The organism is Micromonospora sp. NPDC049051 (genome assembly GCF_043197575.1).
Lineage (GTDB): Bacteria > Actinomycetota > Actinomycetes > Mycobacteriales > Micromonosporaceae > Micromonospora.
Map to the genome: position 1 here is coordinate 410,267 of NZ_JBICTL010000005.1, position 17,724 is coordinate 427,990.

Below are 17,724 nucleotides of genomic sequence, written 5' to 3' on the forward strand. Positions count from 1 at the left end.
GAGCCGCTCGCGGCGCTGGGCCCCGCCGGCTCAACGACCCCGCCGGCCCCACGAACGCGACGGGCCGGTGGGGCAGCCGCCCCACCGGCCCGGTCGTCCGTCGGTCAGCGGGCCAGGCGGCCCGCCAGCAGGCGACGCGGGTTCCAGCGCAGCAACCGGTGCCGGGCCCGGCCGCCGGCCGCCACCAGCCGCGACGACGCCTCGGCCGTGCCCGTGCGCCAGCGCAGCAGGACCGACGGCGGCAGCACCGCCGCCAGCAGGCGGGTACGCCGGTCGGACTGCGCGGCCAGCGCGGCGCGTACGGTGCGTAGGGCCGGCAGGAGTTGCTCGCCGGTCAGCGGATCGCGGGCGTAACGGGCGCGCTCCTCGGCGCGGCCGAGCAGGCGTACCGCCGTCGTCGCCTCCCCGTCGGTGGTGAGCGACTCCCGGGACAACCGGTCGGCGGTCGCCCTGGGCGTCTCCGTGCGGTCCACCCGGACCCGGTAGTCCACCAGCGTGTCGAGCAGTTCGTCCCAGGCGGCGTGCGCGTCCGCCCGCGCCCGCTCCGCGTCCGCCAGCACCACCATGCGCCGCCCGCCGGCAGGCGCGTCACCGGGTTCGGCACCCACCGCCGTCGCGGCGGGCGTCGCCGCACCACGGCGCCGCCGGCGCAGGGCCGCGCGCCGCAGCGCCGGCAGGGCGAGCAGGGCGAGCAGGGCCAGCACCGCGCCGGCGGCGTACCAGGGCCAGACCGGGCGCTGCTCGGTCGGAGTCGCGCCGTCGAGAGCCAGGCCGGAGTCGACGTCCTCCTCGGGACCGTCGGGCCCTGCCGGGCCGCCCGACGGGCCGGCGTCGCCGGGAGCACTCGACGGGCCGGGGGCCGGCGAATCGTCCTCCGGGGCGTCGATGTCCGGCGCCCACGCCGACCGGGTGTAGCCCTGCACGCCGTACGCCGGGGTGGGATCGAAGGGCACCCAGCCGACCTGGTTGAAGTAGACCTCCGTCCACGCGTGCAGGTTCCGGTTGGTCAGCGTGTACGTGCCGTTGGCGGAGTTGCTGCCGTTGGCGAAGCCGAACGCCACCCGCGCCGGGATGCCGGCGGCCCGGACCAGCCACGTCATCGCGGCGGCGTACTGCTGGCAGAAGCCGACCTTGTTGTCGAGGAAGTCGACGATCTCCTGCCCGCTGGTGCCGCCCTTGGTGCTCAGGGAGTAGGTGAAGCCGTTGTCGGCGGAGAAGTGGTCGTAGATGGCGCGGACCTTGTCGTAGTCGGTGTCCTTGCCGCGCACCAGTGTGGACACGAGCTCCTCCACCTCGGGCACCGGCGGCGGCGTGGGGTGCAGGCGCCGTACGGCGTGGTCGGCCGGCAGCGGCTCGGAGCGCCGCAGGGCCGCCGGCGTGTACGACGAGCGCACGTAGTCGAACGAGTAGCGCTTGTCGCGGGAGTTCTCCCGGTTGGAGAAGACCACCTGCATGCTCGGGTCGTACGCCCAGTTGTCGCCCAGGCCCTCGGTGCGCACCGGCTCGGTGTAGACGGGCAGCAGCGGCATGGTGAGGTTCTTCGTCACCTCGACCGTAGCCTGGTAGGTCCGCTGCTCGACGCCCCGCGCCGACGGCGCCGGCAGGTCGTCGACGGACCGGCCGGTGGGGGTGCCCTCCCGGAAGCCGTTCGGGGTGAGCTTGTCGGCCACCCCGAAGCGCAGGTAGAAGGGGCTGGGCTCGTTCGTGGTGACCTTGACCAGGTCGGCGACCTCGGACTGGTTGAGCTGCCCGCTCAACGCCGCGAACAGGTCGATCCTGCCGGTCCCGCCCTGCCCGGGGCGGCCGTTGCCGTTGCCGCTGCCCGAACCGGCGCCCAGCGTGTCCAGCAGCCCGCCCGTCATCCCCGGCACGGCCAGCGGCAGCGCCACGGCCACCGCCACGCCCACCGCTGCCAACCGCCGGCCGGCGGCGGCCAACGGCGACGCCTCCCAGACGTCGACGTCCCGTCCGTCGCCGGTGAACCGCCGGCCGAACCGGCGGACCCGGTCGACGTTGTCGGTCACCAGCAGCCAGAGGAAACCGGCCGCGCCGACGACGAACGGCACCGCCGGGACGCTGTCGACGTAGACCGCGACGGGCACCGAGTAGATCGCCAGCATCGGCAGGCCGGCGAGCGCCGGTCGGCGCAGCCCGACGGAGAGCACGTCGACCACCACGGCCACCCCGCCGACACCGAGCACCGTGACGAACAGCAGCGGGTCGGTGTCGGGCACCTTGACGCCGTAGGAGCGCATGTCCTCCAGCGAGCCGCCGAGCAGCTCGCCGAAGTGCGTGAAGGTCGACGGGGTGGGCACGACACCCAGCAGCTCGGTGCCACCGGGGAAGAGCCAGGCCAGGGCCAGCGTCAGGCCGGCCAGCATGCCCAGCACCTGGCCCCACAGCGGCACCCGCGCCAGCCGGGCCAGCGCGGCGACGGCGGCGACCACGGCCACCGCGATCGCCGACTGGATCAGCCACGTCCAGCGTTCGAAGATGGCCGACAGCGGCGCGGCGGCGAGCAGCGTGGCCGCGGCGGCCACGAAGCCCAGGTTCCGGTGGGCGGTCATGAGGAGCCCCTTCCGTTCATCGCATGCCGCCGGCCACCGTCTCGGCCATCGCCGCCCGCAGCGCGAAGCCCTGCGACCCGCGGGCCGCCTGCGGCCACAGGGCGGGCAGCAGCGTGCCGTGGTCGACCCCGATGACCCGCCAGCCGCTCTGCAACATGGCCAGCGCGGCGGCGCCGTGCGCGTGGTCGGCCTCGGCCCGGGCCCTGGTCGGCAGGTTGAGCCAGGTGGAGCTGTCGAGCAGGAAGCCGACGCAGGTGGCGCCGTTGCCGCGCAGCCCGGCCAGCAGTTCGGCCTCGGCCGTGCTCACCGAGCCGAACAGGCCGATGATCAGGCCGCCGTCCGACCGTTGCCGGACCCGCTGCACGAGCGTGCTCAGCTCGCCGACCTTGTCGAGCCGGACCTCCGCGAGGTGGTCGAGGAGCACCCCGTCGCCGGTCGCCTCGGAGGCGTCCACGTCGGCGCCGGAACCGGTCACCAGCCGCAGCTTGTAGCCGGCCTGCCGCAGGTGCACGGCGATGCTCGCCGCGGCGGAGACCGCCCACTCGAACGAGGCCGTCGGCCCGTCGCCGCGGTGGCCGTACGCGCGGGTGTCCAGCACGACGGTGGCGCGGCTCTCCCAGGGCTGTTCCTCCCGGCGCACCATCAGCTCGCCGGTGCGCGCGGTGGACTTCCAGTGCACCCGGCGCAGGTCGTCGCCCATCCGGTACTCCCGGGTGGCGGCGTCGTCCTCGCCGTGCACCGCGACCGAGCGGGCCCGGCTGTCGCCGCTGCCGGCGTACTCGCCGGGCAGGCGCACCGAGGGCAGGGGCGTGACCTGCGGGATGACGGTCAGATGATCGGTGCTCGGGAAGGCGCGGCTCAGCTCGCACAACCCGAACGGGTCGGTCATCCGGACCACCATCGGGCCCACCTCGTAGCGGCCCCGCACGTCGGCCCGCACCGTGTAGGCCACCGAGCTGGCCTGGTGGGCGCCCAACCGCTCCAGCACCACCCGGGGCCGGCTGCCCAGCGCGTACGGCAGCCGGTCCTCCAGCAGCAGGGTGCCGGTGGGCAACCGGGACATGTTCTGCAACCGCAGCACCACCCGGGAGCTCGCCCCGACGGGCACCCGGTGCGGGTCCAGCGAGCGGCTGCAGGCCAGCTTGTAGCGGCTGCGCCCGACGTAGACCGCGGCGAGCAGCGGCAGGATGGCCAGCAGCACGGCCACCCGGAGCAGGTCCTTCTCGCCGAGGATGCCGGCCGAGATCGCCGCCGCGACCGCGGCCGCGAGGAACGAACGGCCGCGGGTCGTCAGCCCTCGCAGCCCGTCGCGCACGTCACCGCCTCCGCGGCTCGTACGGCGTCCGGCCGTTGCCCTCGCCCGTGGGGCGGGTGTCGTACGGGGAGCGACCGCGGTCGTGCGGCAGCGGCAGCCGGTGCACCAGCTCGGAGACGATCGCGTCGGTCGTGCGCCGGGCGAGCTGGGCGTCGGCGGTGGGGATGATCCGGTGCGCGAGCACCGGCACGGCCAGCACCTGCAGGTCGTCGGGGAGGACGTAGTCGCGCCCCTCCAGCGCGGCCACCGCGCGGGCGGTGCGCAGCAGCTGGAGGGTGGCCCGGGGAGAGGCGCCGAGGCGCAGGTCGGGGGCCTCGCGGGTGGCGGTGACCAGGTCGATCGCGTACTGCTTGACGGCGTCGGCGACGTGCACCTGTCGGACGTGGCCGATCAGCTGCCGCACCGTGTTGGCGTCGGAGACCGGGCGCAGCTCGTCCAGCGGGTCCGTGGCGCCGTGCCCGTCGAGCATCGCAAGCTCGGCGTTCGGGTCCGGGTAGCCCATGGCGATGCGGGCGGTGAACCGGTCGCGCTGCGCCTCGGGGAGGGGATAGGTGCCCTCCATCTCGATCGGGTTCTGCGTCGCGATGACCATGAACGGCGTCTGCAGGTGGTAGGTGACGCCGTCGACGGTGACCTGGCGCTCCTCCATGCACTCCAGCAGCGCGGACTGCGTCTTCGGGGAGGCGCGGTTGATCTCGTCGCCGACGACCAGGTTGGCGAAGACCGCGCCGGGGCGGAACTCGAAGTCGTGCGTCTCCTGGTTGTAGACGCTGACTCCCGTGACGTCGCTGGGCAGCAGGTCGGGGGTGAACTGGATGCGGCGTACGGAGCAGTCGATCGACCGGGCCATGGCCTTGGCCAGCTTGGTTTTGCCGACCCCCGGCACGTCCTCGATGAGCAGGTGACCCTCGGCGAGCAGGACGGCCAGGGCGAGCCGCACGGTGGCGGACTTACCCTCGATGACCTGCTCGATGTTCGACACGATGGCTTCGCTGGCGGCGCGGAACTCGTCGTGCGGCAACAGGCCGCCCACCTCGTCCCAGGTCTGTTGTGTCACGGGCCTCCTCCTCGTCGCCGCACGGTAGCTCTCTATGGAGCAGCTGGACCCGCCGTAAGGTTCGCGACGCCGAGCCTCTTCTGCCGCAGAAATCTCACTGGTCTCTCAGGCTAACCATGTTTGTCGCTGTCGCCGAACCCCGCAGGTAGACGGTCGGTTACGCACCGAATATTCGCCGGGTCGGGGGATTCGGCGGTCGCTCTGGGTGCCGGTCATGATCACAAAGGGCTGCCGCACGCGTACGGTGCGGGGTCCGTCCGTCCCGACCAGTGGTGGCGGGCAGCGGGTGCGACCGGACGGCGGGTACACTCCCGGTCATGGCCGGATTCTTCCTGCTTCTTACCGGGCCGTGCTGATGCGCTGACGCGCGACAGCACGGCGGCCCCTCCTGCGCGAGGGGCTTTTTTGTGCCCTTCGCCGGACGCCCCGGCGGTCGGCCCCGGCACCGGCGCCGGCCCTCGGGCGGCGCGGCGCCGGCGGCGGAGAGACCCGAGCCGTACCGACATGACCGCGCCGAGCGAGGTCAGCACCCAGCCCGGCCGTGGCGTGGCCGGCGGCGACGAGCGAAGCGAGGAGACGCCATGAGTGAGGCAGCACCGGCCGACATTCCCCCGTTCCGGTACACCGCGGCCCTGGCCGAGGAGATCGAGCTGCGCTGGCAGGACGTCTGGGCGCGGGAGGGGACGTTCCACGCCCCGAACCCGACCGGTCCCCTGGCCGACCCCGCCCACCCGCGCGCGGGGGCGGAGAAGCTGTACGTCCTGGACATGTTCCCGTACCCGTCGGGCGCGGGCCTGCACGTCGGGCATCCCCTGGGCTACATCGGCACCGACTGCTTCGCCCGCTACCAGCGGATGGCGGGGCGCAACGTGCTGCACGCGATGGGCTTCGACGCGTTCGGCCTGCCCGCCGAGCAGTACGCGGTGCAGACCGGCACCCACCCGCGCACCACGACCGTGGCCAACATCGAGCGCTACAAGGCGCAGCTGCGCCGGCTGGGCCTGGCCCACGACGAGCGCCGCTCGGTGGCCACCATCGACACCGACTTCTACCGCTGGACGCAGTGGATTTTCCTGCAGGTCTTCAACTCCTGGTACGACACCGAGGCGGAGCGGGCCCGCCCGATCGCCGAGCTGATCGCCGAGTTCGAGGGCGGCAACCGGCCGACGCCCGACGGCCGCCCGTGGGCGGAGCTGTCCGTCGCCGAACGCCGGGCCGTCGTCGACGACCACCGGCTGGCGTACGTCTCGCAGGCGCCGGTCAACTGGTGCCCGGGGCTGGGCACCGTGCTGGCCAACGAGGAGGTCACCGCCGACGGCCGCTCCGAGCGGGGCAACTTCCCGGTCTTCAAGCGCAACCTGAAGCAGTGGATGATGCGGATCACCGCGTACGGCGACCGGCTGCTGGACGACCTGGACAAGCTGGACTGGCCCGAGCCGATCAAGCTGATGCAGCGCAACTGGATCGGTCGCTCCACCGGCGCGCACATCGACTTCCCGACCAGCGTCGCGCCGATCCGGGTGTTCACGACGCGGCCCGACACGATCTTCGGCGCCACCTACATGGTGCTGGCCCCCGAGCACGAGCTGGTCGACGCGCTGACGCCGGCCGCCTGGCCGGACGGGACGAGGGACGCGTGGACCGGCGGGCACGCCAACCCGCGCGCGGCCGTCGAGGCGTACCGCAAGGCGGCGGCGGCCAAGACCGACGTCGAGCGGCAGGCCGACACGAAGGAGAAGACGGGCGTCTTCGTCGGGGCGTACGCCACCAACCCGGTCACCGGCGGGCAGGTCCCGGTCTTCATCGCCGACTACGTGCTGGCCGGCTACGGCACCGGCGCGATCATGGCGGTGCCCGGCCAGGACGAGCGGGACTGGGCCTTCGCCGAGGTCTTCGAGCTGCCGATCGTGCGTACCGTGCAGCCGGCGGAGGGCTTCGACGGCAAGGCGTACACCGGGGACGGTCCGGCGGTCAACAGCGCCGCGCCCGAGCGCGGCCTGGACCTGAACGGCCTGGGGGTGGCCGACGCCAAGGCCCGGATCATCGAGTGGCTGGAGGCCGGCGGGCACGGCACCGGCGCGGTCACCTACCGGCTGCGCGACTGGCTGTTCTCCCGGCAGCGCTACTGGGGCGAGCCGTTCCCCATCGTGTACGACGAGACCGGCGCGGCGATCGCGCTGCCGGAGGAGATGCTGCCGGTCGAGCTGCCCGAGGTCGACGACTTCTCGCCGCGCACGTTCGACCCCGAGGACGCCGACAGCGACCCGGAGACGCCGCTGTCGCGCCGGCGCGACTGGGTCGAGGTGGAGCTGGACCTGGGCGACGGACCGAAGCGCTACACCCGCGAGACGAACGTGATGCCGCAGTGGGCCGGCTCCTGCTGGTACGAGCTGCGCTACCTGGACCCGACGAACTCGCAGCGCTTCGTCGACGCCGAGAACGAGGCGTACTGGATGGGGCCGCGCGGCGAGGGCGACTGCGGGGGCACCGACATGTACGTCGGCGGCGCCGAGCACGCCGTGCTGCACCTGCTGTACGCGCGGTTCTGGCACAAGGTGCTGTACGACCTGGGCCACGTCTCGTCGTTCGAGCCGTTCCGCAAGCTGTTCAACCAGGGCTACATCCAGGCGTACGCCTACACCGACGCCCGGGGCGCCTACGTGCCGGCCGAGGAGGTGACCGAGCGCGACGGCGGCTACTACCTGGGCGACACGGCGGTCAAGCGCGAGTACGGCAAGATGGGCAAGTCCCTGAAGAACGTGGTCACGCCCGACGAGATGTGCGCCGCGTACGGGGCGGACACGTTCCGCGTCTACGAGATGTCGATGGGCCCGCTGGAGGTGTCCCGCCCGTGGGAGACCCGGGCGGTCGTCGGGTCGTACCGGTTCCTGCAGCGGGTCTGGCGGGCGGTCGTCGACGAGCAGACCGGCGCGCTGCGGGTCACCGACGCCCCCGCCGACGAGGCGACGCGGCGGCTGCTGCACAAGGTGATCGACGGGGTCCGCGGCGACATGGAGACGATCCGGTTCAACACCGCGATCGCCAAGCTGATCGAGCTGACCAACGGGCTGACCCGGCTGGCGGAGACCCCCCGCGAGGTGGCCGAGCCGCTGGTGCTGATGCTGGCGCCGTTCGCCCCGCACGTCGCCGAGGAGCTGTGGCGCCGGCTGGGACACGACACCTCCCTGACGTACGCGGACTTCCCGACCGCCGACCCGGCGCTGCTGGTGGCGGAGACGGTCACGTACCCGGTGCAGATCAACGGCAAGGTACGCGGCCGGGTCGAGGTGGCCGCCGACGCGTCCGAGGAGACCGTCCGCGCGGCGGCCCTGGAGGCGGTCGCGGGTTCCCTGGCCGGCAAGGAGCCCCGCAAGGTCATCGTCATCAAGGGCCGCATGGTCTCGGTGGTGGCCTGACCCCTGCCGTGCCTTGCGCGCCTCCCGCGCCCTGCGCGTCGATCATGCAGTCGTGGTGGGGGACGAAGCCCCCGTACCCGGATCAGCCGGGCACCACGACTGCATGATCGACGGGGCTCAGCCCGGGGGTCAGGGGTCGCGGCGGTGGGTCAGGGTGACCGCCGTGAGCGCCGCGACCAGGGACCAGGCGGCGAAGGTCAGCCAGGCGCCGGTGACCGTGGGCGGGTACGGGACCGGGTTGAGGATGTCGGAGTACACCTCGATCAGTCGCAGCCAGGCGACGAGAGGCAGGGTGTCGTACAGCTCCGCGATCCACCGGTGCTCGTCGCGATCGACGACCATCGGCAGGAGCAGGAGCACCGTCGTGGCCGCGAAGACGGCCGCGGCGGCGTGCCTGGTGAGCGCGCCCATGCCCATCCCAACCAGCGCACACACGGGTACCAGCACGGCGCTCGCCACGACCGCGCGCAGCACGCCGGGCTCACCGATCGACCAACCGGCACCCCGGTCGGCGAGGATCGCCTGGGACACCCAGAACGAGGTGGCCGCGGTCATCGTGCCGAAGGCGAGCATGACGCCGGCCAGCACGGCTGCCTTCGCCGCGACCACCGCCCGGCGGGCGGGCACGGCGGCGAAGGTGGCCCGGATCAGCCCGCTCTGGTGCTCGCCGACGATCGTCAGGGCACCGACCGTGGCCGAGGCGAGGATCAGCAGCAGGTAGCCGGCCTCGGGGAAGGCGTCGCGCACCGGCCCGTACAGGTGGAACATCTCCCGGCGCCCCTCGGGGTACGTGGGCCAGTTCCGGTGGTCGGCGAGGCTGGCGTTCACGCTGACCGCGATGACGAAGAGGTAGACCAGCGGGAGCGTCCAGCGGGTCGAGCGCAGCGACCACAGCTTGATCCACTCGGCGGCCAGCAGGTCGCGGAAGCGGGCCGGGGCGTCGGCTTCGGTGTCGGCCGGTCGGCGGATCGGCCTGGTCAAGGTGCTCATCGGGTCTCCTCGCCAGCGAGGCCGGCCACGGCGCGCGGGCCCGGCTCGCCGCAGTACTCGGCGCTGTCGGCGGTGAGTTCCATGAAGGCCTCCTCCAGCGAGGCGGTGCGGTGGGTGAGCCCGTGCAGGGCGATCCGGTGGGCGAGCGCGAGGTCGCCGACCCGGGCCGCTGTCAGGCCGGTGACCAGGAGCGTGCCGTCGTCCTCCCGCCCCACCGTCGCGCCGTCGGCCTCCAGCGCGGCCGCCAGGCCCGCCGGGTCGGGCGTACGGACGCTGACGGTGGCCCGGGTGCCACGGGCGGCGAACTCGGCCAGGCTCTGCTCGGCGATCAGCCGACCCCGGCCGATCACCACGAGCCGGTCGACGCAGTTCTCCACCTCGCTCATCAGGTGGCTGGAGACGAAGACCGTGCGCCCCTCGGCGGCCAGCCGCCGGAACAGGTCCCGTACCCAGCGCACCCCCTCCGGGTCGAGTCCGTTGAACGGCTCGTCGAAGAGCAGCACGGGTGGGTCGCCGAGCAGCGCGGCGGCGATGCCGAGCCGCTGGCGCATGCCGAGCGAGAAGCCGCCGATCCGCCGCTTCGCGGCACTGGCCAGCCCGACCTCGCGCAGCACCTCGTCGACCCTGCCACGCGCGATGCCGTTGCTGCGGGCCAGCGCCGACAGGTGCGCGAGGGCGGTACGTCCACCGTGCACGTCACCGGCGTCGAGCAGCGCGCCGGCGTGGCGCAACCCGCGCGGCCGGTCGGCGAACCGGACCCCGCACACGGTGGCCGTCCCGCTGGTGGGTGTGGTGAGGCCGAGGATCATCCGCAGCGTGGTGGACTTGCCGGCCCCGTTGGGGCCCAGGAACCCGGTGACGTGGCCGGGGCGCACGGTCAGGGTGAGGTCGTCGACGGCCGTCCTGGGGCCGTACCGTCTCGTCAGGGCGTTCAGTTCGATCACGTGGTCCACGGTGCCGGGCGGCGCCCGGCACGGCGTCGCCCCGGCGGCCACATCCGCCGGCAGGTGACCCGCCCCGGGGCGTACGCCCGCGGGCCGATGCCCGGGCGGCGGTGAGCTGGCTACCGTGTGCGGCATGGATGCGACCGCGCCACCGCCGCGCCGCGTCGGGTCGCTGGCGCGGGCGGCGCTGCCCTGGGTCGGCGTCGCGCTGCTGCCCGGCGCCGTGCTCATGGCCCCGACGGTGGCGTCGAGCGGGTCCGGCGTGGGGTTCGGCGACTGGTGGCTCGCCGAGCGCTACCTGGTGCCGCTGCTGGCCGTCGCGCCGCCCGCCGGCCTGCTGCGGCGCCGGCCGGTGCTGGCCCTGGCGCTGATGCTGGTCGCGGCCTGCGTGGTCACCGTGGCCGTCAACATCCCGGAGGACGGCTACCGGACCGACATCTGGTACGTGCAGTTCCTGGCGATCGACCTGGTGGTGGGGTTGATCGCGGCGAGGAGGCACCGCCGCGTCTCGGTGCCGGTGGCCGTCGCGGTGCTCGTCGTGCAGGTCGCCGCAGGCTTCGCGAACCCCAGCAGCGACCCCCTGAGCCGGGCCATCAGCTCCGTGCTGGTGGTCGTCACCGCGTGGACGGTCGGCAACTCCGTGCGGGCCCGGCGCGGCTACGCCGAGGCGCTGCGGGCGCACGCCGCCACCGAGGCGGTCACCGCCGAGCGGCTGCGCATCGCCCGCGAGCTGCACGACATGGTCGCCCACAGCATCGGGGTGATCGCCATCCAGGCCGGCGTGGGGGCGCGGGTCATCGACACCCAACCGGCGCAGGCCCGCGCCGCGCTGGCCACCATCGAGACGACCAGCCGCGACACCCTGGCCGGCCTGCGGCGTACGCTCGGCGCGCTGCGCCGCCCACAGTCGGAGTCGGCGTCGCTGGATCCGACGCCCGGGCTGGACGACCTCGACCGCCTGGTCACCGCCGCCGCCGACGCCGGGGTGCGGATCGAGTTGCGGCAGCGCGGCGAACGTCGGCCGGTCCCGGCCGACGTGGACCTCGCCGCGTTCCGGATAGTCCAGGAGGCACTGACCAACGTGGTACGACACGCGGGCACCGACCGGTGCCGGGTCACCGTCACGCACGAACCCGACGAGGTCGCCGTGGAGATCGTCGACGACGGCCGGGGCGGCGCGGTCGGCGGCGACGGCCACGGGCTCGTCGGGATGCGCGAGCGGGTCGCCCTGGCCGACGGGCGGTTCCACGCCGGGCCGCGCCCCGAGGGCGGCTTCCGGGTGGCGGCGTGGCTGCCGGCGCCACCGGCGGCCGAGGCACCGCCGGGACCACAGGACCAGCCGGGTCACCACCTCCAGCTCGAACGCACGCCGCCGCAGGCCGGGACGGGGGAGCGGTGACCGTCCGGGTGCTGCTCGTCGACGACCAGCCACTGGTCCGCGCCGGCCTGCGGGTGCTCATCGCCGACGCCGACGACATCGACGTCGTCGGCGAGGCGGCCACGGGGGCCGAGGCGGTACGGCTGGCCCGCGAGGTCGCCCCGGACGTGGTGCTGATGGACCTGCGGATGCCCGGCATGGACGGCATCCAGGCCACCCGCGCGATCGCCGCCCACGGCGGAGCCACCCGCGTACTCGTGCTCACCACCTTCGACGACGACGAACACGTGCACGCCGCACTGCGCGCCGGCGCGAGCGGTTTCCTGGTCAAGGACATGGCGCTGGACGACATCCTCGGCGCGGTCCGGGTGGTCGCCGCCGGGGACGCGCTGATCGCCCCCGGGGTCACCCGCCGGCTCATCGCCGAGTTCGCCCGCCGGCCCGCCCCCGCCGCCCCGACGCGGGCCCTCGACGGCGTCACCGAGCGGGAGCGCGAGGTGCTCACCCTCGTCGGGCGGGGCCTGTCCAACGGCGAGATCGCCGCCGAGCTGGTGATCAGCGTGGCCACCGCCAAGGCTCACGTGGCCCGGCTGTTCACGAAGCTCGGCGCCCGCGATCGTGTGCACCTCGTCATCGCCGCGTACGACGCGGGGCTGGTCTCCCCGGCCGCCTGAGGCAACTCACCCGGCACTCCGTCGCGGGGCGGGTGCACGTCGGGACTCAGCCCGGGTCGAGGCGGCGTTTCCGTTCGGCGCGCCACCAGCGGCGGATCAGCACGACGCTGGCGATGAGGCCGAGGGCGGCGGGGGCGGCGGCGAACCAGTTGACGTCCCCCGGCGAGGTGACCGCCGCACCCACCGCCGCGTAGCCGAACGCGGTGGGCGCGGAGGCGATCACGCTGCCGGCGAGGAACGGCAGCACCCGGGCGCCGGTGGTGCCGTAGCCGTAGCTGACCAGGCCGAAGCCGGCGATCGGCAGCAGCCGTACGGTGACCACGCCGAGCACGCTCTGCCGGGCGAACCAGCCGTCGAGGCGGGCCAGCCGGCCGCGCACCCGGGCGGCGACGAACTCCCGCCCGAGCAGGCGGCCGACCGTGAAGCCCAGCGCCGCCGCGAGCAGCGCGGCACCCAGCGCGTACGCGGCGCCCTCCAGCGCACCGAAGATCGCCCCCGAGGCGAGGGTGATGAAGGTCCGGGGGACCAGCGCGACGAGCAGCAGCGCCCCGCCGAGGACCGCCGCCACGGGGGCGAGACCACCCAGCCGGTCGGCCAGCCGGGGCAGTTCCCGCACCTCGGGCAGCGGTACGACGAGCAGCGCCACCCCGAGGGAGGCGAGCAGGAGCAGCAGCAGCGCGAACCGGACGGCCGACGGCTGCCGCAGCAACCGGCGGACGGCCGGGATCATGCCCGGGCAGCAGCCACGGCGGCGCGACGCTCCGCGCGCAGCCGGTCCGACCAGGTGTCGTCCAGCGGCGGGAGCTGGTGCACGCCCGTGGCCCAGCGCAGCAGCAGGTCGGCCAGGGCGGGGTTGCGGGCCAGGGCCGGGCCGTGTGAATACGTGCCGAGCAGCTTGCCCCGCCACGCGCCCTCGGTGGCGCCGTCGTTGCCGACCCCGGCGGTGACCCGGGCCAGCGGGGACACCCCGGGGCCGAGGTGGGTGCGCCCGCCGTGGTTCTCGAACCCGGTCAGCGGCGGTACGCCCAGCCGCGGGTCGACGTCGCCGGCCAACTCGCCGACGGCGCGGGTCGGCCCCCGGTCGGAGGAGATGTCGAGCAGCTCAAGCCCGGTGCAGAGGGTGCCCTTGGCGAAGAAGGAGGTGCCGAGGAGCTGGTAGCCGGCGCAGACACCGAACACGACCGAACCCTGGGCGACCGCCCGGTGCAGGCCGCCGTCGGCGAGCAGCCGCTGCGCGCCGAGCGCCTGCGGACCGTCCTCGCCGCCACCGATGAGGTAGATGTCGGCGGTGGCGGGCAGGCGCTGGTCGGAGCGGACCTCCAGCACCTCGACCGGGAAACCGCGCTGGCGCGCCCGGCGGGCGAGGATCAGCGCGTTGCCGCGGTCGCCGTAGGTGGAGAGCAGGTCGGGGTAGATCCAGACGATGCGCAGGCTCTCAGTTGACACGGTCCAACTCCGCTCGGATGTCCTGGAAGGCGGTGTAGTTCGCGATGACCTCCAGGCGCCCCGGGGGCACCGACCGGACGGCGTCGCCGAACGTGCGCACATGCTGGAAGGGCACGTCGTTGATCTCCAGCCGGACCGCGAGGTCGTACGCGCGGTCGCCGGTGATCAGCACCTGCCGGCCCCGTAGCGGGGCGAAGTCGACGTCGAAGAGCCACGAGGTGTCCAGCCCGTCGGGGTCCCGGGCGTTGATGGAGAGCAGTGTCGGGGCGAGGTCGGCCATGTCGAACGCCTCCAGCCAACTGGCCGGGTTCTTGGCCAGCAGCAGCCGGATGTTGCGCCCGTCCCGGTCGACCTGCGCGTAGCGGCCCGCCACGGAGGCGACGGTGCCGAGCTGGAGCACCGCGTCCACGGGGCGTACGCCGAACTCGGCGGCGACGGCCAGCGCGGTCGCGGCGTTACCGATGTTTACCTTGCCAGGGAGCTGGAGCTTGACCTTGTGCCAGGCGCCGGTCGGGTCGACCACGCCGTCGTCCTCCACCGTCCACTGCGGCTGGGGCCGGCGCAGGGGGCAGCCGCTGCACCACCACTGGTCGCCGGAGCGCTGGATGGTGGAGCCGCACTCGGGGCAGACCCAGGAGTCGTCGTGCCAGCGCTGCCCGGCGCTGAACCAGGTGACCTGCGGCGGGGCGATGCGGTGGTCGTGGTTGGGCGGCGGCGTCGCGGCCCACACCACCATCGGGTCGTCGGCGTTGGCGACGATGTGGACGTCGGTGTGCCGGACCAGGGCGGCGCGCCAGAGCTGCGCCATCATGGCGACCTCCTTGGCCCGGTCGAGCTGGTCGCGGGAGAGGTTGAGCAGCGCCACCACGTGCGGCTCGGTGGCCTCCAGCACCTGGGCGAGGTAGTGCTCGTCCACCTCCAGCACGGCGTAGGGCGTGCTGCCGGCCTTGGCGAGCGCCGAGGTGTGACCGGTCGGCATGTTGGCGCCGAAGGAGTTGGTGGCGACGCGCCCGAGCACCCCGACCGCCGCCGCGGCGAGCCGGGTGGTGGTGGTCTTGCCGTTGGTGCCGGAGATCAGGGCGATGGCGCGCCCGGCCGACAGGTGGGCCAGCAGGTCCGGGTCGATCTTCAGGCCGATCCAGCCACCGATGACCGAACCGTCACCGCGCCCCGCGGCCCGCGACAGCGCCGCGGCGGTCCGCGACACCGAGCTGGCCACCTTTGCCCGCAGGGGCATCTTCGCGTCCGTCACCCGAGCGAGGTTACCGGACCGGGGACCCCGCCAGATCGCCGCCGACGGCGAACCGTTCGGCCGGGATGACCCGGCGGGTGGCCGGGACGTGCTCGGCCGTACGGAGTCGATCTATGTCGGAAAGCGGACGGGCCCCGGGGCCCGTCCGGCCCTCCACTCCGCTCCACCCCGATTGACGTGCTGTTTTGCGCGCCGAAACGCCGCGCCGAGGGCGCGATTCTGGTTGCGGGTGGAGGGAAGTGGAGTAGAGTGGAGCCCGATGGTGAGGCCGGGAGGGCCCACCGGCCCGGGGGGTCAGCGGCGCCGCGAACGCCGCTCAAGGGCGAGGGGGTTGGGCCGATGTTTCTCGGCACCCACACCCCACGCCTGGACGACAAAGGCCGGTTGATCCTTCCGGCGAAGTTCCGGGATGAGCTGGCGGGGGGTGTCGTGATCACCAAAGGGCAGGACCGCTGCCTCTACGCGTTCCCGATGCCCGAGTTCCAGCGGATCGCGGAGCAGTTGCGCGCGCAGCCGATGACGAACAAGGCAGCCCGGGCCTACAGCCGGGTCTTCTTCGCCAGCGCGCACGACGAGGTGCCCGACAAACAGGGCCGGGTGACGATCCCGGCCCACCTGCGGGCCTACGCCGCTCTCGACCGGGACCTGGTCGTGATCGGCGCGAGCACCCGGGTGGAGATCTGGGACAAGGCTGCGTGGGAGAGCTACCTCGCGGAGAGCGAAGACGACTTCGCCGACATCGAGGAGGGGGTGCTGCCCAGCGGTCTGTAGGGCGTGACGACGCCCGACGTACTGCGAGATCTCCACCCGCTTTCGAGTTCCTGGCACCCCTTCCCCGGTGCCAGGCGCACGATCCGATCGGAGGGCCGCGGCCTCCGACGGGCGGGAGCGGATGGGGATCTGGCGGTACGACGGCACGGCGTCGTCCGACGACGGACGCATGAAGGACGAAGGTTTCACACCAGTGGGGGTCGACATGGGGGAGCTACGCGGCACGCACGTGCCGGTGCTACTCGAGCGGTGTCTCGAGTTGCTGGCCCCCGCGCTGGGCCGAGGCGGCCGGACGGTCCACGTCGACGCGACACTGGGGCTGGCCGGGCATGCCGAGGCGGTGCTCGAGGCGCATCCGGAGACGGTGCTGATCGGGCTCGACCGGGACACCGAGGCGCTCGCCCACGCACGCGTCCGGTTGGCCCGCTTCACCGACCGGGTCCACCTGGAGCACGCCGTCTACGACGAGCTGCCCGAGGTGCTCGACCGGCTGGGCTATCCGGGGATCGACGGGATCCTGTTCGACCTGGGGGTCTCCTCCCTGCAACTCGACGCGCCCGACCGCGGGTTCGCCTACGCGCAGGACGCCCCGCTGGACATGCGGATGGACCAGACCCGGGGGGTGACCGCCGAGGAGGTGGTCAACACCTACGCCCACCCGGACCTGGCCCGCGTGCTGCGGGTCTACGGCGAGGAGAAGTTCGCGGGCCGGATCGCCTCGGCGATCATCCGGGAGCGCGAGCGGGCCCGGATCACCTCGTCGGCGCGACTGGCCGAACTGGTCAGGGAGTCCATTCCGGCACCTGCCCGACGAACCGGTGGACACCCGGCCAAGAGAACGTTTCAGGCTTTACGGATCGAGGTAAACAAGGAGCTGGCAGCGCTGGAGACGGCGCTGCCGGCCGCGCTCGACAAGCTCAACGTGGGCGGCCGCATGGTGGTCCTGTCCTACCACTCGCTGGAGGACCGGCTCACCAAGGCGGCGCTCAGTGACCGGGTCCGCAGCAAGGGCCCGGTCGACCTCCCGGTCGAACTGCCCGGGTCCGGTCCGACGTTCCGGCTGCTCAGCCGGGGCGCCGAACTGCCCGGGGAGGCGGAGGTCGCCGCGAACCCGCGAGCCGCCTCGGTGCGGTTGCGGGCCGCGGAGCGACTCGACCCGGACGCGGCACAGCAGGGGCGTACCGACCGCGAACGGTACCGCCGGCGGGTGAAGGCGATGCACCAGCCAGGGGCGGGATCCGGCGGATCCGACACGGATCCGGCGGACCCCGGGGGACGGGACAGGGACGGACGAAGAGGGGGAGGGACATGACGATTGACAAGCGCGACCGCCGGGACGTGACCGGCGGCGGGCAGCGCGCACCGCGGTCGGGGGGCCGGACCACGGCGGAGCGGGCCACGCGCATCGGGACCGGCGCGCCGCGGGCGGACCGCGCGACCCGGCAGGGGGAGACTCGCGCCCGGGGGGCGCGCGAGTTCCCGACGCAGGGCAGCGCCGCGCTGCGGCCGGCCGAGCGGGAAGGCGCCCGTGCGGCGCGTCCGCCCCGGCTGCGGGTGGCGCCGCCGCCGCCCGTGAAGGTGCCGCGGGCGCCCTTCGCCGCGCTGGTGGTGGTGCTCGTGGTCGGCGGGGTGCTCGGCATCCTGCTGGTCAACACGAAGATCAACGAGAACGCCTTCCGGCTGGAGAAGCTCCAGGAGCAGCAGGCCAAGCTCGACGTGGAGCAGCAGCAGCTGAACAAGCAGATCGCCGACGCGTCGGCCCCGGGCAACCTGGAGGCACAGGCGCGCAGGCTCGGTCTGGTGGAGGCCGGCGAGCCGGCCTACATCCGGCTGCCCGACGGCAAGGTGATCGGCGTACCGCAGCCGGCCGAGGGCCGGCCCTCGATCACCAGCCAGCAGGGCACGGGAGGCTGA

Annotated in this window: 13 protein-coding genes and 1 pseudogene; 6 read left to right on the forward strand and 8 right to left on the reverse strand. The window is 73.8% G+C overall.

Translation table 11 applies throughout. The features are described 5' to 3' along the window. Window positions 1-104: 104 nt before the first annotated feature. Genes ACGFIR_RS23075 through ACGFIR_RS23085 form a run of 3 tightly spaced genes read right to left on the reverse strand, consistent with a single transcriptional unit; the run spans window position 105 to window position 4,939 of the window. Entirely contained in the window at window positions 105-2,567 is a 2,463-nt protein-coding gene (locus ACGFIR_RS23075) for a DUF3488 and DUF4129 domain-containing transglutaminase family protein (protein ID WP_393147040.1), read from the reverse strand. Between the two features lie 16 nt (window positions 2,568-2,583). Beyond that, entirely contained in the window at window positions 2,584-3,882 is a 1,299-nt protein-coding gene (locus ACGFIR_RS23080; protein ID WP_393147042.1) for a DUF58 domain-containing protein, read from the reverse strand. A gap of 1 nt (window position 3,883) precedes the next feature. After that, the gene (locus tag ACGFIR_RS23085; protein WP_393002193.1) at window positions 3,884-4,939 is read right to left on the reverse strand and encodes an AAA family ATPase; all 1,056 of its coding nucleotides are present in this window, start codon (window positions 4,937-4,939) and stop codon (window positions 3,884-3,886) included. A 581-nt stretch (window positions 4,940-5,520) separates the two neighbouring features. Between ACGFIR_RS23085 and leuS the strand changes: the two genes are divergently transcribed. Then, a complete protein-coding gene (gene leuS, locus ACGFIR_RS23090; protein WP_393002195.1) occupies window positions 5,521-8,355 on the forward strand; it encodes a leucine--tRNA ligase in 2,835 nt (944 codons plus the stop codon). A 129-nt stretch (window positions 8,356-8,484) separates the two neighbouring features. On the opposite strand, the gene ACGFIR_RS23095 is transcribed toward leuS, so the two are convergent. Both ACGFIR_RS23095 and ACGFIR_RS23100 read right to left on the reverse strand, forming a co-directional pair. After that, entirely contained in the window at window positions 8,485-9,345 is an 861-nt protein-coding gene (locus tag ACGFIR_RS23095) for a hypothetical protein (protein ID WP_393147044.1), read from the reverse strand. Then, the gene (locus tag ACGFIR_RS23100; protein ID WP_393147048.1) at window positions 9,342-10,289 is read right to left on the reverse strand and encodes an ABC transporter ATP-binding protein; all 948 of its coding nucleotides are present in this window, start codon (window positions 10,287-10,289) and stop codon (window positions 9,342-9,344) included. Before ACGFIR_RS23100 ends, ACGFIR_RS23095 begins: the two co-directional genes overlap by 4 nt. A 133-nt stretch (window positions 10,290-10,422) precedes the next feature. Between ACGFIR_RS23100 and ACGFIR_RS23105 the strand changes: the two genes are divergently transcribed. Both ACGFIR_RS23105 and ACGFIR_RS23110 read left to right on the forward strand, forming a co-directional pair. Further along, window positions 10,423-11,688 carry a sensor histidine kinase gene (locus ACGFIR_RS23105; RefSeq protein ID WP_393147050.1) on the forward strand — a complete coding sequence of 422 codons (1,266 nt, stop codon included), beginning with the start codon at window positions 10,423-10,425 and terminating at the stop codon, window positions 11,686-11,688. Further along, entirely contained in the window at window positions 11,685-12,341 is a 657-nt protein-coding gene (locus ACGFIR_RS23110; protein WP_393002203.1) for a response regulator, read from the forward strand. The genes ACGFIR_RS23105 and ACGFIR_RS23110 overlap by 4 nt, the downstream gene beginning before the upstream one ends. A gap of 46 nt (window positions 12,342-12,387) precedes the next feature. Here ACGFIR_RS23110 and ACGFIR_RS23115 read toward each other — a convergent pair whose 3' ends face one another. From ACGFIR_RS23115 to ACGFIR_RS23125, 3 genes are read right to left on the reverse strand one after another with little or no spacing between them, the layout of a single operon-like run. Next, window positions 12,388-13,071, reverse strand: coding sequence for a TVP38/TMEM64 family protein (locus tag ACGFIR_RS23115; protein WP_393147052.1), 684 nt, complete (start codon window positions 13,069-13,071; stop codon window positions 12,388-12,390). Continuing rightward, a complete protein-coding gene (locus ACGFIR_RS23120; RefSeq protein WP_393002207.1) occupies window positions 13,068-13,787 on the reverse strand; it encodes a type 1 glutamine amidotransferase in 720 nt (239 codons plus the stop codon). The genes ACGFIR_RS23115 and ACGFIR_RS23120 overlap by 4 nt, the downstream gene beginning before the upstream one ends. Next, the gene (locus tag ACGFIR_RS23125) at window positions 13,777-15,024 is read right to left on the reverse strand and encodes a MurT ligase domain-containing protein (RefSeq protein WP_393002909.1); all 1,248 of its coding nucleotides are present in this window, start codon (window positions 15,022-15,024) and stop codon (window positions 13,777-13,779) included. The genes ACGFIR_RS23120 and ACGFIR_RS23125 overlap by 11 nt, the downstream gene beginning before the upstream one ends. Window positions 15,025-15,378: 354 nt before the next feature. Here ACGFIR_RS23125 and mraZ point away from each other — a divergent pair, with 354 nt between their 5' ends. The 3 genes and pseudogenes from mraZ to ACGFIR_RS23140 all read left to right on the forward strand — a co-directional run bounded on the left by mraZ (window position 15,379) and on the right by ACGFIR_RS23140 (window position 17,724). Further along, window positions 15,379-15,810 carry a division/cell wall cluster transcriptional repressor MraZ gene (gene mraZ / locus ACGFIR_RS23130; RefSeq protein WP_088999233.1) on the forward strand — a complete coding sequence of 144 codons (432 nt, stop codon included), beginning with the start codon at window positions 15,379-15,381 and terminating at the stop codon, window positions 15,808-15,810. 205 nt (window positions 15,811-16,015) lie between these two features. After that, window positions 16,016-17,129 (forward strand): annotated as a pseudogene (rsmH, locus tag ACGFIR_RS23135) (16S rRNA (cytosine(1402)-N(4))-methyltransferase RsmH). Continuing rightward, window positions 17,119-17,724, forward strand: a complete 606-nt coding sequence (locus ACGFIR_RS23140; protein WP_393002209.1) for a septum formation initiator family protein — start codon at window positions 17,119-17,121, stop codon at window positions 17,722-17,724. Before rsmH ends, ACGFIR_RS23140 begins: the two are co-directional and overlap by 11 nt.

Excerpts from the sequence above, each read along its gene's own strand:
- ACGFIR_RS23140 (WP_393002209.1), top strand. The coding sequence starts at position 17,119 with ATGACGATTGACAAGCGCGACCGCCGGGACGTGACCGGCGGCGGGCAG.
- ACGFIR_RS23075 (WP_393147040.1), bottom strand. The coding sequence starts at position 2,567 with ATGACCGCCCACCGGAACCTGGGCTTCGTGGCCGCCGCGGCCACGCTG.
- ACGFIR_RS23105 (WP_393147050.1), top strand. The coding sequence starts at position 10,423 with ATGGATGCGACCGCGCCACCGCCGCGCCGCGTCGGGTCGCTGGCGCGG.
- mraZ (WP_088999233.1), top strand. The coding sequence starts at position 15,379 with ATGTTTCTCGGCACCCACACCCCACGCCTGGACGACAAAGGCCGGTTG.
- ACGFIR_RS23095 (WP_393147044.1), bottom strand. The coding sequence starts at position 9,345 with ATGAGCACCTTGACCAGGCCGATCCGCCGACCGGCCGACACCGAAGCC.
- ACGFIR_RS23115 (WP_393147052.1), bottom strand. The coding sequence starts at position 13,071 with ATGATCCCGGCCGTCCGCCGGTTGCTGCGGCAGCCGTCGGCCGTCCGG.
- ACGFIR_RS23125 (WP_393002909.1), bottom strand. The coding sequence starts at position 15,024 with ATGCCCCTGCGGGCAAAGGTGGCCAGCTCGGTGTCGCGGACCGCCGCG.
- leuS (WP_393002195.1), top strand. The coding sequence starts at position 5,521 with ATGAGTGAGGCAGCACCGGCCGACATTCCCCCGTTCCGGTACACCGCG.